This window comes from Aeromonas allosaccharophila, from assembly GCF_000819685.1.
In the GTDB taxonomy this organism is placed as follows: domain Bacteria; phylum Pseudomonadota; class Gammaproteobacteria; order Enterobacterales; family Aeromonadaceae; genus Aeromonas; species Aeromonas allosaccharophila.
Window position 1 is genome coordinate 78478 of the sequence record NZ_CDBR01000097.1, and the last position, 16524, is coordinate 95001.

15 protein-coding genes are annotated in these 16524 nt (G+C 59.2%); 6 read left to right on the top strand and 9 right to left on the bottom strand.

Annotated elements, in window-relative coordinates; genetic code table 11:
• Window positions 1-61 precede the first annotated feature (61 nt).
• The 4 genes from rpoH to ftsY all read right to left on the bottom strand — a co-directional run bounded on the left by rpoH (window position 62) and on the right by ftsY (window position 4994).
• Window positions 62-916, bottom strand: a complete 855-nt coding sequence (gene rpoH / locus BN1115_RS17410) for an RNA polymerase sigma factor RpoH (protein ID WP_033137699.1) — start codon at window positions 914-916, stop codon at window positions 62-64.
• A gap of 450 nt (window positions 917-1366) precedes the next feature.
• Window positions 1367-2320: a permease-like cell division protein FtsX gene (gene ftsX / locus BN1115_RS17415; RefSeq protein WP_033137698.1), complete on the bottom strand. Its 954-nt coding sequence runs from the start codon at window positions 2318-2320 to the stop codon at window positions 1367-1369.
• Window positions 2320-2988 (bottom strand): cell division ATP-binding protein FtsE, encoded by a 669-nt coding sequence (ftsE, locus tag BN1115_RS17420; RefSeq protein ID WP_042057091.1) that lies wholly within the window; start codon window positions 2986-2988, stop codon window positions 2320-2322. Before ftsE ends, ftsX begins: the two co-directional genes overlap by 1 nt.
• Window positions 2989-3077: 89 nt before the next feature.
• Window positions 3078-4994 (bottom strand): signal recognition particle-docking protein FtsY, encoded by a 1917-nt coding sequence (gene ftsY, locus BN1115_RS17425; RefSeq protein ID WP_082034886.1) that lies wholly within the window; start codon window positions 4992-4994, stop codon window positions 3078-3080.
• Between the two features lie 110 nt (window positions 4995-5104).
• On the opposite strand from ftsY, the gene rsmD reads away from it, so the two are divergent.
• Together rsmD and BN1115_RS17435 are read left to right on the top strand one after the other, a co-directional pair.
• The gene (rsmD, locus tag BN1115_RS17430; protein WP_042658141.1) at window positions 5105-5734 is read left to right on the top strand and encodes a 16S rRNA (guanine(966)-N(2))-methyltransferase RsmD; all 630 of its coding nucleotides are present in this window, start codon (window positions 5105-5107) and stop codon (window positions 5732-5734) included.
• Entirely contained in the window at window positions 5718-6029 is a 312-nt protein-coding gene (locus BN1115_RS17435) for a DUF1145 domain-containing protein (RefSeq protein ID WP_042658142.1), read from the top strand. The genes rsmD and BN1115_RS17435 overlap by 17 nt, the downstream gene beginning before the upstream one ends.
• Window positions 6030-6883: 854 nt before the next feature.
• Here the strand turns inward: BN1115_RS17435 and BN1115_RS17440 are convergent.
• The 5 genes from BN1115_RS17440 to BN1115_RS17460 all read right to left on the bottom strand — a co-directional run bounded on the left by BN1115_RS17440 (window position 6884) and on the right by BN1115_RS17460 (window position 12002).
• A complete protein-coding gene (locus BN1115_RS17440; RefSeq protein WP_042057084.1) occupies window positions 6884-7870 on the bottom strand; it encodes a helix-turn-helix transcriptional regulator in 987 nt (328 codons plus the stop codon).
• Between the two features lie 290 nt (window positions 7871-8160).
• On the bottom strand, window positions 8161-8547 hold the full coding sequence (locus BN1115_RS17445; protein WP_042658143.1) for a SirB2 family protein: 387 nt from the start codon (window positions 8545-8547) through the stop codon (window positions 8161-8163).
• Window positions 8544-10400, bottom strand: a complete 1857-nt coding sequence (locus BN1115_RS17450) for a monovalent cation:proton antiporter-2 (CPA2) family protein (protein ID WP_042658144.1) — start codon at window positions 10398-10400, stop codon at window positions 8544-8546. Before BN1115_RS17450 ends, BN1115_RS17445 begins: the two co-directional genes overlap by 4 nt.
• Before the next feature lie 67 nt (window positions 10401-10467).
• Window positions 10468-11064: a glutathione-regulated potassium-efflux system oxidoreductase KefF gene (kefF, locus tag BN1115_RS17455; protein WP_042658145.1), complete on the bottom strand. Its 597-nt coding sequence runs from the start codon at window positions 11062-11064 to the stop codon at window positions 10468-10470.
• 95 nt (window positions 11065-11159) lie between these two features.
• Window positions 11160-12002 carry a LysR family transcriptional regulator gene (locus tag BN1115_RS17460; protein WP_042081422.1) on the bottom strand — a complete coding sequence of 281 codons (843 nt, stop codon included), beginning with the start codon at window positions 12000-12002 and terminating at the stop codon, window positions 11160-11162.
• Window positions 12003-12145: 143 nt separating this feature from the next.
• Here BN1115_RS17460 and BN1115_RS17465 point away from each other — a divergent pair, with 143 nt between their 5' ends.
• The 4 genes from BN1115_RS17465 to BN1115_RS17480 all read left to right on the top strand — a co-directional run bounded on the left by BN1115_RS17465 (window position 12146) and on the right by BN1115_RS17480 (window position 16147).
• Complete coding sequence (locus tag BN1115_RS17465) at window positions 12146-12868, top strand: SDR family oxidoreductase (protein WP_042658146.1); 723 nt, start codon at window positions 12146-12148, stop codon at window positions 12866-12868.
• A gap of 89 nt (window positions 12869-12957) precedes the next feature.
• On the top strand, window positions 12958-13281 hold the full coding sequence (locus BN1115_RS17470) for a hypothetical protein (RefSeq protein ID WP_042658147.1): 324 nt from the start codon (window positions 12958-12960) through the stop codon (window positions 13279-13281).
• 46 nt (window positions 13282-13327) lie between these two features.
• The gene (locus tag BN1115_RS17475) at window positions 13328-13759 is read left to right on the top strand and encodes a DUF411 domain-containing protein (RefSeq protein ID WP_042658148.1); all 432 of its coding nucleotides are present in this window, start codon (window positions 13328-13330) and stop codon (window positions 13757-13759) included.
• 234 nt (window positions 13760-13993) lie between these two features.
• Window positions 13994-16147, top strand: a complete 2154-nt coding sequence (locus BN1115_RS17480) for a S9 family peptidase (protein WP_042658149.1) — start codon at window positions 13994-13996, stop codon at window positions 16145-16147.
• The last annotated feature ends 377 nt before the right edge of the window (window positions 16148-16524 follow it).

A 16524-nucleotide genomic window follows, 5' to 3' on the forward strand; every position in this document is an offset into this window, starting at 1 on the left:
CGACCAGATCCTTGCGAAACAAAAACAGGGCCATCAGGCCCTGTTTTTATGAGAGAAAGCATCAGGCTTCCATGGCATCTTTCAGCTTCTTGAGTGCGTTTTTCTCAAGCTGACGCACACGCTCGGCAGAGACACCGTAGGTATCGGCCAGCTCCTGCAGAGTGGTCTTGCTGTCATCATCGAGCCAACGGGCACGGATGATGTGCTGGCTACGCTCATCCAGCGTAGCGAGGGCCGAGCTCAGGCGACGGGTCGCGTGATCGTCCCAGTTATCGTTCTCGATGGTAGCGGCCAGATCGGAGGATTTGTCCTCCAGATAGTGAACCGGAGCGAAACCGCCCTCTTCCTCATCGTCACCAACCAGATCGAACGCCTGATCGTAGTTGGCCATCCGCGCTTCCATCTCGGTCACATCGCTTGCGGAGACGCCGAGATCGGCAGCCACGGCCTGAACCTCTTCGTGGTTCAGCCAGCCCAGACGCTTTTTGGATTTGCGCAGATTGAAGAAGAGCTTGCGCTGGGCCTTGGTGGTGGCCACCTTGACCATGCGCCAGTTGCGCAATACATATTCGTGGATTTCGGCCTTGATCCAGTGCACGGCAAAGGAGACCAGACGCACGCCGACCGTCGGGTCGAAGCGCTTGACCGCCTTCATCAGGCCGATATTGCCTTCCTGTACCAGATCGGCCTGAGGCAGGCCGTAACCGGCATAACTCTTGGCGACATGAACGACAAAGCGCAGGTGCGACATAACGAGCTGACGGGCAGCCTCGAGATCGCCATCCTGCTGCAAACGCTCAGCCAGTTCACGCTCTTCCTCTGCGCTCAGCACCGGAATAGAGTTTACTGCCTGGATATAGCCTTCCAGACTACCTTGCGGAATCAGAGCCATAGTGCGCTGCAATGAAGTTCCCATCTGTTACCTCTTACTTTTCAATCGAATCAGTCTAACACCCTGAGAGGGTCTGTCTACTGACCGGATGCCATTCTGCGGCGTGTATCAAAGAACATGCCCAGTTTTAGACCGGCTTATCTTAAGCCTGCAGGATGAATCATGAATGAACAGTCAAAAAAAGGGGGTCACAATGAAGGACCCCCGAAAAGTAGCATGCTAAGTCCATTGTTGCGGAGCTCGCAACCTTCACATGCTTGCCAAGTCTGACGAGCAAGGCAGAGGGGCCACACTCGTATAAATGCTTCAGCTTAATAGACTGCTTATAAATCAGAAGGTTCCACGGATCCAGCATAGATCCGGAAGATCATTGTTATTCAGAATACTCTGACTATGGGGGCCAAGCCAGAAACGGCCCCTTTTTTACTTGATCCACCTCGCAAAATCCAGCGATTTACCCTGATGATAAAGTAATCAGGATGGTTCGATATCGCGAATGTGGCGATGCACCGAGAACCAGGAGGCGATCAGCCCCAGCAGGGCACCCAGCAAGATCAGATTGATCCCGTCTACCGCCCCCATGCCGACCAGCCGGAAGTTACTGTTATACAAGCCCGCCAGCTCCTTCACCACCCCTTCGCTCCAGATCACCATCACTTCGGTCAGCCACCAGGCCAGCATGCCGCCGATCACCCCGAACCAGATGCCGGTATAGAGGAATGGACGATGAATAAAGGAGTCGGTCGCCCCCACCAGCTTGAGCACTTCGATCTCGGAACGCTGGTTGAGGATGTTCAGACGCAGGGTATTGCCGACGATCAGCAGCACGGCAGAGAGCAGCAACACCGCGATACCGGTGATGGTGTGGCGCAGCAGGTTCATGATCCCCTGCAATCGGGTCAGCCACTGCAGATCCAGCTTGCCCTGCTCGACCCCATCCTCGTTGTTGAGCTTGCCGAGCAGCTCGGCGGCCCCTTCCGGGTTCTGCCAGCGCGGATCCGGAATGACGCTCAACACCGGCGGCAGCGGGTTGCTGTCCAGATAATCGAGGGCATCGCCGAAGCCGGAGATCTCGCGAAACTCCCGCAGGGCATCGTCACGGCTCAGGTAGGTGACCGAATCCACCTCGGGATAGAGCAGGATCCGGTGCTGCAGATCGAGAATGCTCTGCTCCGGCAGATCCTTGCGCAGGTAAAGGGAGATCTGGGAGCTGGTCTGCCAGCTCCCCTCCACTACCTCGGCGTTTTTCAGCAGCACGTGGAAGCAGGAGGGCAGCGCCAGACTGACCCCGAGCACCGCCAGTGTCATCAGGGAGGCGAGCGGATTGCGCCACAGCTCCCCGAGACTGGCAAACGCCTGCCGCACATGGTCAACCCCGTACATCATCAGACGGCGCAGCGGCGGCTGTTTATGACGAACGATAGCCATCAGAGCTCCTCCCCGGCCGAGTACATGCGGCCCGCCTTGAGGGTCAGGGTGCGATAGCGCATGCGGGCGATCAGCCCCAGATCGTGAGTGGCAATCAACACCGAGACCCCAAAATTGTTGAACTCCTGAAATAGCCGCATGATGTCCATGGAGAGCTGGGGATCCAGGTTACCGGTCGGTTCATCCGCCAGCAGCAGCGGCGGCTTGTTGACGATGGCACGGGCGATGCCGACCCGCTGCTGCTCACCACCGGAGAGCTGGCGCGGCTGGTAACGCTCCTTGCCGAGCAACCCCACCTTGTCCAGCGCCGCCGCGACCCGCTTGTTGATATCGGCGTGGCTGTAGCCATCGATCACCAGCGGCAATGCCACGTTGTCGAACACGGTGCGGTCCATCAACAGCCGGTGATCCTGAAAGATCATCCCGATCTGGCGGCGGACATAGGGGATCTGGCTGCGCTGGATATGGCTGACATCGTCGCCATGAAAGAAGACGCGACCATCGGTCGGGCGCTCCATCACGCTGATCAGTTTGAGGAGGGTACTCTTGCCCGCCCCCGAGTGCCCGGTCAGAAAGGCCATCTCCCCCTTGCGCAGGTGAAAGCTGACCTTTTGCAGCGCCTGATGGCCGCCGCTGTATACCTTGCTGACCTTGTCAAAACGAATCATAACGGTTCCCTGAAATTGACAAACCCCGACCGGAGTCGGGGTATGGAACACTTACTCATCACGGCTGAGCTGACTCATCGCGGCCGGACTTATTCATCGCGGCTGAACAGCGCCTCGATGAAGTCGTTGGCAACGAAGGGACGTAGATCGTCGATCCCCTCGCCCACCCCGATGTAGCGGATCGGGATCTGGAACTTGTCGGCCACCGCGAAGATGACGCCGCCCTTGGCCGTGCCATCCAGCTTGGTCAGGGTGATACCGGTCAGGCCCACCGCCTCGCTGAACAGCTTGGCCTGGCTCAACGCATTTTGCCCAGTGCCAGCATCCAGGGTCAGCATGACCTCGTGAGGGGCCTCTTCGTCCAGCTTCTTCATCACCCGCACCACTTTCTTGAGCTCTTCCATCAGGTTGCTCTTGTTCTGCAGGCGACCGGCGGTGTCGGCGATCAACACATCGGCACCGCGGGAGCGGGCAGCCTCGATGGCGTCATAAATCACGGAAGCGGAGTCGGCACCGGTATGCTGGGCGATCACCGGAATATTGTTGCGCTGACCCCAAACCTGCAACTGCTCGACCGCAGCGGCACGGAAGGTGTCACCCGCCGCCAGCATCACACTCTTGCCTTCGGCCTGGAACTGCTTGGCCATCTTGCCGATGGTGGTGGTCTTGCCGACGCCGTTCACGCCGACCATCAGGATCACGTAAGGCTTCTTGCTGGTGTCGATCACCAGCGGCTGTTCGACCTTGGCCAGCATCTCGCCCATGTCCTGTTTGAGCAGGCCATAGAGCGCCTCGGCATCCTTGAGTTGCTTGCGATCCGCATGCTGCACCAGGCCTTCGATGATGCGAGTGGTGGTATCCACGCCGAGATCGGCGGTCAGCAGCTGGGTCTCCAGCTCTTCGAACAGCTCATCGTCAATCTTCTTGCCACGGAACAGACCGAAGAAGCCGGAGCCAATATTCTCCTTGGTGCGCACCAGACTGCGCTTGAGACGGGCAAAGAAGCCCTCCCGCTGCGGTTTGTCCTGGGTGTCATCGTCTACCTTGGCAGCCAATGGCAGGGCAGCCAACGCGGCGGCCTCAGCCTCCATCGCGGCGACCAGGCGCAGATCTTCCGCTCGCTGGGCCTCTTTGGCGATACGTGCCTCTTCAGCAGCTTGGGCTTCAGCGGCAATGCGAGCCTCTTGCGCAGCACGGGCTTCGGCAGCAATACGGGCCTCTTCCGCAGCACGAGCTTCGGCAGCGATACGCGCCTCTTCTGCGGCGCGGGCTTCGGCAGCAATGCGAGCCTCTTCCGCAGCGCGGGCTTCGGCAGCAATGCGAGCCTCTTCCGCAGCGCGGGCTTCGGCTGCAATACGGGCCTCTTCCGCGGCGCGGGCTTCGGCAGCAATACGGGCCTCTTCCACAACACGGGCTTCGGCAGCAATACGAGCCTCTTCTGCGACGCGAGCTTCGGCGGCAATACGAACCTCTTCCGCAGCCTGAGCTTCGGCGGCAATGCGGGCAACTTCGGCAGCTTGCGCTTCTGCTGCGATACGAGCAGCTTCGGCAGCTTGCGCTTCTGCGGCAATACGAGCAGCTTCGGCAGCTTGCGCTTCTGCCGCGATACGAGCAGCTTCGGCCGCTTGCGCTTCTGCTGCGATACGAGCCGCTTCGGCAGCGTGCGCCTCTGCGGCAGCACGCTCCTCTTCGGCGAGCAGCGCTTCGTTGACGATCACCGGCTCCAGATCGGAGGCGCACTCCTCCACCACCAGCGGACCGCGGTCGTCCAGCTCGGTCGGCAGGCAGCAATCATCTTGCAAAACGGTATTGTGTGCGCTGGCAGGCACTTCGGGGGCAACGGCCGGCGTACTATCGGAAACAGTTGTATCGGAAACAGGAGCGGGGGTAGCAGTGACCTCGGGCTCAACGGTAACGGGGGTGGCTTGGGGTGTCTGTGGTTGGACAGCCTCAGCCTCTTCTTTCTTGCGGCCGAAACCCAGCCAGGAAAACAAACCTTTTGCCATCTAAAAATACTCACATCAAAGGCTGACTGCTAAGATAGCCGTCCCTTGGCGGGTCGGCATAAAAATGAACCGCCTTATACTACCACTTTATTTTCTGACGATGAAACGCGATGCCCAGAGTGAAATCCAGCCGTAGCAACCCGAGCAAGAGTCCCGCCCCGCAAGGAAAATCGGGCTTTGTAAGAATCATCAGCGGCCAGTGGCGAGGCCGCAAATTGCCGGTCAAGGATGTGGAAGGGCTCAGACCCACCACGGATCGCGTCAAGGAGACCATCTTCAACTGGCTGGCACCCCACATCCGCGGCACCCGCTGCCTCGACCTGTTTGCCGGCAGCGGCGGCCTGGGACTGGAGGCGCTGTCGCGCTATGCCGAGCAGGTGACCCTGATCGAAATGGACAAGGGGGCCGCCGACCAGATCAAGAAGAACCTGGCCGCCCTCGGCAGCAGTCAGGGTCAGGTGATCCAGTCTGATGCGGTGAGCTGGCTGCAAGGCCCTGCAACCCCTTTCGATCTGGTGTTCCTCGATCCGCCGTTTCGCCGCGAGCTGCTGCCGCAAGTTTGCGAACTGCTGGAGCAGCGCGGCTGGCTGGCAGCGGATGCCCTGATCTATCTGGAGCGGGAAAAAGAGATGGCCGATCTGGCGCTGCCTGCCAGCTGGAAGTTGCTCAAGGACAAACAAGCAGGCCAGGTCTGCTACCAACTCTATCTAAGGGAGGTAAACAATGAAGCGAGTCTTTAATCTGCTAGCGATGGGGCTGGTACTGTTCTTCTGGTTTGGCGTGCTGGTGAGCCTGATTGCCCCGCTGCCCGGCAAACTCAACGGCTTTCTGCCGGTCTGCGGCGTGATTGTCGCGCTGCTGCACTGGCTGCAGGCCAGCATGATCAAAGCGGCTTGCAAACGCTACTTCGCGGTCACCAAGACCGAGTTTGTCACTGTATTGATATTTGGCGTGTTTGGCATGGTCGACATTCGCCAACGCCTGCAAGAGATCGTCAACGCCGCCCAGCGCGGCAATATCTCGGGCAAACCATAAAAGAAAAGGGGACGGCGGTAGCCGTCCCCTAGAGTCGTGTCGTCCTGTCCGTAGAACTGCAATGCTCCCTGCAATCCCTGACGTTATCCTAATCCTTTGGAATATCCCCTTTCCAATCCGTTGGCGTGTCCTGCGGCGTTCCTGGCCTGGCAATTCATCCTGAACTGCTTCACTGTCTCCATCCTGGAGGTGTCCATTACCACGTCCTGTGGGGGTCCTTGCGTCTTCCTGACCGATAACCATCCGGGTTATCTCACTTCATCCTGAAGTATTCCTCTCGCATCCGGCGAGGTCCTGTTCATCCTGAAGAACGAGGTTCCGTTCGTTCTGCTCTCATCCCGAGAGTGTCCTGCCGCATCCTGCGGTGTTCCTTTATTCATCCGTGACGATAATCATCCTGATTATCGAGCTCATCCTGAGGTGTCCCTTGTCCACATCCTGCGGACTATTCCATCTTTATGCGCTGCCCTGCATCCTGCCGGACCAGCTCCGTCCTTGTGAGACCCATAGTAAGGAAATGCGCACCCCGAACAAGGGCCATCCGATGATAAAGATCTGATGTCGCTCCCATTTCAAAAAACAAACTTAAAAACTAACCCTTTAATATCAGCCAGTTAATTAGTTTCACAGGAAAGCTCGATCATTCTGGCATGGCTTCGCGTACGGTTCAAAGCGCCAGCCTCTTACAGTGGCTATGGCAGATCTCTTACACGGGTTTCGCCCCCAAAAACGGGGCAGGAAAACGGTTCAATCCTGTCGTTAAGACTTAAAAATTAGTTGAATAAATATGCTTAAAAAAACAGCAAAAAAAAGAGCCGAGACCAGGCTCGACTCTTCAACATGCAATTTCTTAATCAGCTCAAGCGGTTGGCCGGATTGAGATAGGCCTTGCGCAGCGATTCCGGTGCCAGCACCTCCAGTTCACCGCTGATGTTGTTCAACCAGCTGCGAAACTCCGGGGTGTCCTGTACTTCGGTCTCCACCACCACGCTGCGCTTGTCATAGCGGGTCATGCGCGGATTGTTGCCGGGGATCTGGTTATCCACCAGCGACTGGCTGTTGGCATCGATCCGGCCGACGAAGCGGATCGGGCCGCTCACATCCTGATAGCCCTGATCGCGGATCAGCTTCTGGATATTGAAATCCTTCGGCTGGGTGGCGCTGAAGTTGGTCAGCTCCACGTTCTTGATATGGTCAAACGGGATGCCGTAGACCTTGGGATCCAGCTCGGACAGGGTGCAGAGCAGGATCGGACCGTCCGGCTGATTGAGAATGCCGAGCGGGTTGATACGGTCGTAGCAGAGCCACACGGTGCGCTCTTTGATCACGCGCTGGATCTCGGCACTGAACTTGCGACCACGCCAGAGCGCATCGCGGATCAGGGTGCTGCGGCGGATCTCCGGATTGCCGGCAAACGGACGCGGCGACTGGTGGACACTCTCCAGCCAGCGCTCGGCCAGTTCACTCTGGCTGTCGCGGATCACCTGGCTCGCCTTGTCGACCAGCGGGTTCAATTCGGTCAGTACACTCGCCGGCAACAGTTGGCTCGCCTGATCACTCCAGGTTTTCAGGGCCACCGCCAGCGAGAGCGGCATGATATTGGCAAAGTCGTTGAGGCCGTGGCGCTCGAAGCACCAGCCATGGGGTTTGCTGCGCTCGTCCGAGGTGAGGTCGAACAGTCCCATGCCGGACATCTCCTCCAGGTCCCGTTGCACGGTACGCAGACTGACGTGGATGCCTTCCTCTTCCAGTTTTACCTGGAGTTGGCTGGCGGTCAGCTTGTAAGGGCGGTGCGGGATGCAACGCGCCAAGGTCAGTTGTCGTAACAGCTTCTTGCTCATGGTGCTTGCCTTCACTGGTTTAGCGTTGACTGTATGCTAGTCGTGACTTGCGACAGTCTATGTCGCAAGTTTTGCTGCGACAACTGTCGCCATTTTCATACAAACACAACCATGATGTTGATATACAAGAAAAAAGATGAAAAAAGCAGGGGTGAAGAGGGATAAAATCAGCAACAAAAGCATCAAATTAAAGTTCTAGGGGATGAACTTACGACAGGTAAACAATCCAAAATAAAATAATTAAACAGAATAATATCTCGATAGGGGGAGGCGTACCTCCCCCGACTCATTTACAGCAGCCACGACCAGGCTGACTTGGTGACGGCCGCACCGACCATGTATCCAAACACCGCCAGCGCCGCCACACCGGCCACCAGCTTCTGAGCGCGGGCCGGGCGCTTGAGCGCCATGACACCCAGACCGATATAGAGCACCAGTGCCATCAGCTTGGTCATCAGCCAGGGTTGTTGGCCGGGGCTCAGTTGCAAGGTCACCGCCAGCAGCACGCCAAACAGCAGCAGGAAGGTGTCGTTGATATGGGGCAGGATCTTCAGCCACTTCTGCTGCAACCGATCGCTGCCGGCCAGCGCCAGACCCCAGCGATAGATAAAGAGCAGCAGACTGACCAGCGCCAGCGTCATATGCAGGTGTTTGAACATGGGGTAATAGGCAATCATTTTGCTTCCTTGTCGTCGTCGGGTAGCCCGCTGTTCCAGTTGTGGGCATGGATACGCTCCTGCCCCTCCTCGTCGTCTTGCAACAGATCGGAGAGGATCTCCCGGTATTGCAGGCTCTTGTTGATATAAGTGTGTTCGTCGTCGAGATAGTTGACCTGCTCGCGCAACAGCCAGTTATCGTGCTGCTTGAAGGTCTGCCCCGCCCGCCAGGCCTGGTTGGCCCTAAACCCGAGCTGGGTCAGGGCTTCCACCCCCAGATCGACCGCCGAACCTAGGGTTTCCCGGTGCACGCTCTCGACCCCGTGGCGCAGGATCTCGTGGGCATGGGGTCGATCCAGCGCTCGCGCCAGGATCTTCAGGTGCGGGAAGTGCTTCTGCACCATCTCAATCACCGCCAGCGAGGTGGCGGGATCGTTGATGGAGAGCACCAGCAGCTTCGCCTTGTGCGCCCCTGCGGCATGGAGCAGGTCGATCCGGCTGGCATCGCCATAGAAGACCTGATAACCATACTTGCGCAGGGTCTCTATCTGGCTGGCATCCTGCTCGAGGATGGTGGTTCCGATGCCGTGGCCGTGCAGCAGACGCCCCACGATCTGACCAAAGCGGCCGAAGCCCGCGATGATCACCGGATGCTCCACCAGCTCAGGTTGCTCATGCTGCGGTGCGTCGCTCTGGTTACGGTAATCGAACCAGGGCTGGATCACCCGATCATTGAGGATCAGCAGCAGCGGGGTCAGCGCCATGGAGAGCGCCACCACCAGCGTCAGCAGCGAGATGGTCTCACCGGGCAGCACCCGGTTCTGGGCGGCAAACGAGAAGAGCACGAAGGCAAACTCGCCCCCCTGCGCCAACGCCAGTGCGAAGGTCCAGCGCTGACTCGGCGAGATACGGATGGCAAAGCCGAGCGCCATCAGCACCAGCCATTTGAGCGCCATCAGACCAACCACCAGCGTCGGGATGAGGAAGGGGTGCTCGGCAAACAGCCCGAAGTCGATCCCCGCCCCCACCGACATAAAGAACAAACCGAGCAGCAAGCCCTTGAACGGCTCAATGTCCGCCTCCAGCTCGTGGCGATATTCACTGTCGGCCAGCACCACCCCGGCGAGGAAGGAGCCAAGAGCAGGCGAGAGGCCCACCGACTCCATCAGCACCGCGATGGCGATCACCAGCAGCAGGGCGGCGGCGACGAAGATCTCCCGCATGTGGGACTGGGCGATGGCACGAAACACCGGCCGCATCAGGTAATGGCCACCCAGCACTATGCCGGAGATCGCCGCGACCACCAGCAGACCATGCTGCCAACCCGCCAGCTCGGAGCCGCCATTGCTGGCGACCGGCGCGATGGCCAGCAGCGGCAACAGCGCCAGGATCGGAATGACCGCAATATCCTGAAACAGCAGCACGGCAAAGGCGGAGCGGCCGCTCTCGCTCTGCATCAGTTTGCGCTCCTGCAGGCTCTGCAGAACGATGGCGGTGGAGGATAGCGCCAGGATCAGACCGATAGCCAGCCCCTGTTGCAGCGGCAGACCGATAATATGCGCCACACCGGTCAATGCCGCCGTGGTGAGCAGCACCTGCAGGCCGCCGGTGCCGAGGATCGGCCCCTTCAGCTGCCACAAGAGGGCCGGACGCAATTCCAGCCCGACCAGAAACAGCATCAGCACCACGCCAAACTCGGCGAAGTGCATCACATCCTTCTGTTCGCCCACCAACCCCAGCAGGAAGGGGCCGATGATGATCCCCGCCAGCAGATAGCCAAGCACCGAGCCCAGCCCCCAGCGCTTGGCGAGCGGCACTGCGATAACGGCGGCAGAGAGGTAGATAAAGGCATCAAACAGGATCCCGTGGCCCATCAGTCAGCCCTCCGCTTGAACGTCTGGTCCGGCTTATAAGCTCGGCCCAAAAGCTGCCCGTTTTTCATCAGAGCACCTCCAGCAAGTCGCGCAGATAGGGGCGCCCGGCCAGCTGCGCCGGGGTCAAGTGATCATCACGCAAGGCGCAAAGCAGCTGGCGGTAATCCTGCCCACAGCGGCGCAGGGCGGCGGGATCCTTGATCTTGTGAAAGGAGTGCAGCACGAAGGGGGGCAACCAGTTCATGCCGCACAAGGTGGCAGCCTGTTGAAAGGGCAGCAGAAAATCGAGCAGCGGTCGGCTGTTGTAACCCTCGCTACAATAGGACTCCGGCGCCCCGCCGGTGGTGATGGCGCTTAGCCACTGCTTGCCCTTGAGGGCGTGGGCTTCGGGGCCGTAGGCGTAGCCATACTCCAGCACCAGATCCATCCACTCCTTCATGATGGCCGGGCAGGAATACCAGTAAAACGGGTGCTGAAAGACGATGATGTCGTGTTCGGAGAGCAGCGCCTGCTCCCGCTTCACATCGATGAACATGTCGGGATAGTGCTGGTAAAGGTCGTGAACCGTGACCCCTTCCAGCCCCTCAATCGCCTGCAACAGCTGCTTGTTGGCCCGCGAGCTCTGCAGAGCGGGATGGGAAAAAATAACCAGAATGCGTTTCATGACAACATCACCCGAAAAAGCGCCAGAGCTGGCGCGATAAAAGAGAAAAGGGGTGTGACAGACGCATCGTAAAGATGCACAGGAGAGCGACCTTATCAGGAAGCGCCATAGCCTGCCAACTCGGGGATCAGCTCCCGCAGCGCCGGATTGAGGGTCTGGTGGGCGGGGTAGCAGAGCCCGATCCGGCGAAACATCCTCGGTCCGCTCACCGGCAAGGTACAGAGCCCTGCCTCATCTTCCACCAGCCCATCCGGCAGAAAACTGATGCCAACCCCCGCCAGCACCAGCGCCATCACCAGCCCCTTGCTCTCGGCCTTGGCCACCAGATTGAGGGTAAGCCGGTCACAGGCCAGCAGGCCGATGGTCTGCTGGTGGGCCTCGCAGGGCGGGCACTCAATAAAATCATAATGTTGCAGCTCGGCCAGCTCGATCCTTTCACGACTGGCCAGAGGATGGTCGACTGGCACGCAGAGCACGTAATCCTCCTCCCACAGCGGCAGGAAGATCTCGTCCTCCCGGCGCAGGGCATCCAGCGTCAAGCGGCAGTCGGCGGGCGTAGCGTAGTCGGAGAGGGTGAGATCCAGCTGCGGCAACACGCGCTGTACTTGCTGCAGCAGCCCGGCCACACGGCGGCGACTCAAGTCCGGCATGATGGCGATATTGAGCCTCGCACGCGTCGCTTTCTGGCGAAACAGCTCCGGCAGACGACGCGCCTCCTCCACCAGCTTGACCGCGTGAGGATAGAGATAGTGGGCCGGATCTTTCGCCACCACCCCCTTCTTGCCCCGGACAAACAGGCTGTCACCGAGCGCCTCTTCCAGCTGGCGCAGTCCCGCCGAGAGGGAGGGCTGGCTGACGTGGCAGCGCTCGGCCGCCGCCGTGATGTTCTTCTCTTCATAGATGGCGATGAAGAAACGCAGCAATCTCAAGTCCAGCATACGCCCAACCATAGTTTTTTCAGATGATAACCAGCGGAAAACAATATTTATCACTTATAGATGCAGTGACTATAGTGATTGGGTTCCGTGCTGGCCAGCCACCCGTTTGCTCAAACCGACTCTTGAATCAGAAGGAAAGACCCATGTCCAAATCTCTCGTCGTGATCACCGGCGCCTCCGCCGGGATCGGTGCCGCCATCGCCCGAGCCTTCTCTGCCACAGGTCATCCGCTGTTGCTGCTGGCCCGCCGGGTCGAGCCGATGCAGGCACTGAATCTGCCCGATACCCTCTGCATCGGGGTCGATGTGACCGACACCGCCGCCATGAAAGCCGCCGTCCAGCAGGCAGAAGCCAAATTTGGCCCGGTGGGCTGCATGGTCAACAACGCCGGTGTCATGCTGCTGGGTCAGGCCGATGTGCAGGATCCCGCCGAGTGGCAGCAGATGCTCAACATCAACGTGATGGGCGTGCTGAACGGCGTCCACGCAGTGCTGGCAGGCATGAAAGAGCGCCGCAGCGGTACCATCATCAACATCAGCTCCATCGCCGGTCGCAAGACCTTCCCGAACCATGCCGCCTACTGCGCCACCAAGTTCGCCGTGCACGCCCTGACCGAGAACATCCGGGAAGAGGTGGCCGATGTGGGCGTGCGGATGGTGACCATTGCCCCGGGTGCGGTCGAGACCGAGCTGCTCAGCCACACCACTGACGAGAACATCAAGGCCGGTTACCACGACTGGAAAGATCAGATGGGCGGCGTCATTTCGCCGGAAGTGATCGCCGATGCAGTGCTCTACGCCTGGAACCAGCCTGCCAACGTCTGCGTGCGCGAGATCGTGCTGGCGGCGACCCGTCAGCAACCTTGAATCCGGGCTGACTGACATCATGGGGAGGGCTTGACCCTCCCCCGGGGCACAGGGTTACCATGTGCCCCTTGTTTCTTCCGAGTCATTCCATGGTTCTCACCCGTCGCCAACTCGCTCACGCCCGTCGCTGGCTCCCCTTGTGGAGTCTGGTGCTGGTGTTGATGTCGTTTGGCAGCAGGGCCGCAACCGACCTCTGTACCCTGACTACCCACTGCAGCCAGAGCGAGCGCACCCTGGAAAAAGCGATGCCCTGCGGCAGCTTTACCACCGCCCTCTCGATGACGCTGGTAGGCAGCGACAGCCTGACGGTCGCCGTGCTGGAACAGGATACCCCCGACTTCGCCTCTCCCTCTCTCTTTATGCCGGACGCTCCGTGCGAGCGGCTCGAACGTCCCCCACGCACCCGGATCTGAAACGCATCCCGTATCGGGCATCTTTTCTTTCAATCTGAGGTGAGTGATGTACAAACCCCTGTTACTGGCCATGCTGGCCGGTACCGTCAGCTTTTCGGCCCTCGCGGCCGAGAAGATGACCGTCTACAAATCCAGATATTGTGGCTGCTGCCAAAGCTGGAACGAGCACATGGAGCAGAATGGCTTCGAACTCGAAGTCATCGAAACCGAGCAGCTCGGCGCAGTGAAGCAGCAATACGGTATCGCGCCGGAGCTGGCCTCTTGCCATACCGGTATCGTAAATGGCTATGTGATCGAGGGGCATGTACCGGCCGCCGATGTGCAGAAGCTGCTCAGGGAAAAACCGGCGATCCGTGGCCTGACCATTCCGGGTATGCCCCAGAGTGCGCCGGGCATGGATATTCCGGGCCATCCCTATGAGGTACTGAGTATCAGCAACGAGGGCGTGACCACCCGCTGGTCGAGCTACCCCGGCTGACGAACACTGGTCATGAGAGGGCACTCCCATATCATGTGAGGCACACCTGAGCGGACTCTTGCCGCTCATGGCCAGAAAGAGGGCCGCTATCGCGAGATAGCGGCTTTTTTTGATTACATTTCCTGCAATAACAAGGGATTGCTTGCAACCACCGGCAACAAGGGGCAGATTTAATGCCAATTCATGGAGCCGATGCTCAGGTCTACCAACCCTTTCCAGCGCCAAGGATGCGACATGTTTACCTTTTCCCGAGGAGTTCTGCTGCTAGCCTTTCTGACAGTTCTCCCCCCCACTTATGCCAATGAAGAGCCCGCCATGCTGACAAGCGAACATCCAATCCAGCCGCCCGTGGCCGCCAAACATCCCCGCACACTGAAAAAACACGGGGATACCCGCATCGACAACTACTACTGGCTGCGCGACGACCAGCGTCAGGCGCCGGAAGTGTTGCAATACCTCGAGGCCGAGAACGCCTACACCGAGGCCATGCTCAAGCCGACCCAGCCCCTGCGCGAACAGCTCTACAAAGAGATGGTGGCCCGCATCCCCCAACAGGATGAGTCGGTGCCCTATGTGAAGAATGGCTACCGCTACCAGACCCGCTATGAGCCGGGCAAGGAGTACGGGATCTATTCGCGCACCAAGCTCGGCGAAGAGCAGGCGAGCCTGCTGCTCGACAGCAACCAGCGGGCTGAAGGGCACGAGTTCTATGCCCTCGGCGCCCTTGAGGTGAGCCGCAACAACCGCTGGCTGGCGGTGGCGGAAGATTTCCTCTCCCGCCGTCAGTACCAGATCCAGTTCCTCGATCTGGAGAGCGGCCAGTGGGCCACCGACAAACTGGAAAATACCTCCGGCAATCTGGTGTGGGCCAACGACAACAAGACCGTCTTCTATGTGCGCAAGCACCCGCAGACCCTGCTGCCCTATCAGGTCTATCGCCACACGCTCGGGACGGATCCGGCCACGGACAAACTGGTCTACGAGGAGAAGGATGACTCCTTCTACGTCAGCCTCTACGCTACCACTTCGGAAGATTTCATCGTCATCGCCCTCTCCAGCACCACCACCGGCGAAGCGCGGCTGATCGATGCCAACCAGCCGGAACACGCACCCCGCCTGTTCCTGCCCCGTCAGGTGGATCACGAATACAGCCTGGATCACTACCGCGGCCGCTTCTATGTGCGTTCCAACAAGGACGGCAAGAACTTCGGCCTCTACGAGACCAAAGAGAGCCCGGTCGATCGCTGGAAGGCGGTGATTGCCCCCAATCCGGACGTGCTGCTGGAGAGCTACGCCCTGTTCAAGGATTGGCTGGTACTGGAAGAGCGCAACAAGGGGCTGACCCGACTGCGCCAGATCAACTGGCAGAGCGGTGACGAGAAGGAGATCGCCTTCGACGATCCCGCCTATGTCACCTGGCTCGCCTACAACCCGGAGCCGGATACCAGCGCCCTGCGCTATGGCTACTCCTCAATGACCACCCCCGCCTCTACCTATGAGCTGGACATGGCGAGTGGCAAGCGCACCCTGCTCAAGCAGCAGCCGGTGGCCGGCTTCAAGGCCGACCAGTACGCCAGCGAGCGACTCTGGGTGACCGCCCGCGACGGTGTATCGGTGCCGGTGTCGCTGGTCTATCGCAAGGACAAGTTCAAAAAAGAGCAGGCTGATGCGCCCAAGAATCCGCTGCTGGTCTATGGCTATGGATCCTACGGCGCCAGCATGGATCCCGACTTCAGCAGCTCGCGCCTGAGCCTGCTCGATCGCGGCTTCGTCTACGCCATCGCCCATATCCGGGGTGGTGAAGAGCTGGGCCGTCACTGGTACGAAGATGGCAAGTTGCTGAAAAAGCAGAACACCTTCAATGACTTTATCGATGTCACCAAGGCGCTGGTTGAGCAAGGCTACGGTGCCAAAGATCAGGTCTACGCCATGGGCGGCAGCGCCGGTGGTCTGCTGATGGGGGCGGTCATCAATCAGGCGCCCGAACTCTATCGCGGCGTGGTAGCGCAGGTGCCGTTCGTCGATGTGGTCACCACCATGCTGGACGAGTCGATCCCCCTCACCACCGGGGAGTATGACGAGTGGGGCAACCCGAACCAGAAGCGCTACTACGACTACATGAAGAGCTACAGCCCCTACGATCAGGTCAAGGCGCAAGCCTATCCCAACCTGCTGGTCACCACCGGACTGCACGACTCGCAAGTGCAGTATTGGGAGCCCGCCAAGTGGGTCGCCAAGCTGCGCGAACTGAAGACGGATGATAACAAGTTGTTACTGAACACCGACATGGACGCCGGCCACGGCGGCAAGTCGGGCCGCTTCAAAGCCTACGAGGATATCGCGCTGGAATACGCCTTTATCCTGGATCTGGCCACCACGACCAACTGATCTCCCATGACTCCGGCCCTTGTCATTCAAGGGCCGCATAAGAATCCTCTCGTAGTTTTTCCCTCTTCCATTTCCCTCCATATCAAATTAATCTGCGGCTAGAAAATGAATGATCGAGGTCATGTTTCTCAAGATTTAACTCCGTGATTTTGCCATTTCGTTTGATTTATGTTGGGTGAATGTGCTTAATCGGAGTGCTTGCAACTTTTTATTTGGCCCCTGAGGGGCCAATTTATCTTCGACCGACAGGAGGTCGGTAGCCTCACCACAGGATGGGGGTGACTGCCGGAAAGGGGTGATCAACTCCCCCACTTTCGTGCAACGAGAAGAGTGGGCAAGCCCGGCGCAGAACGGGGTTGCCATCAATTTATCCGGGG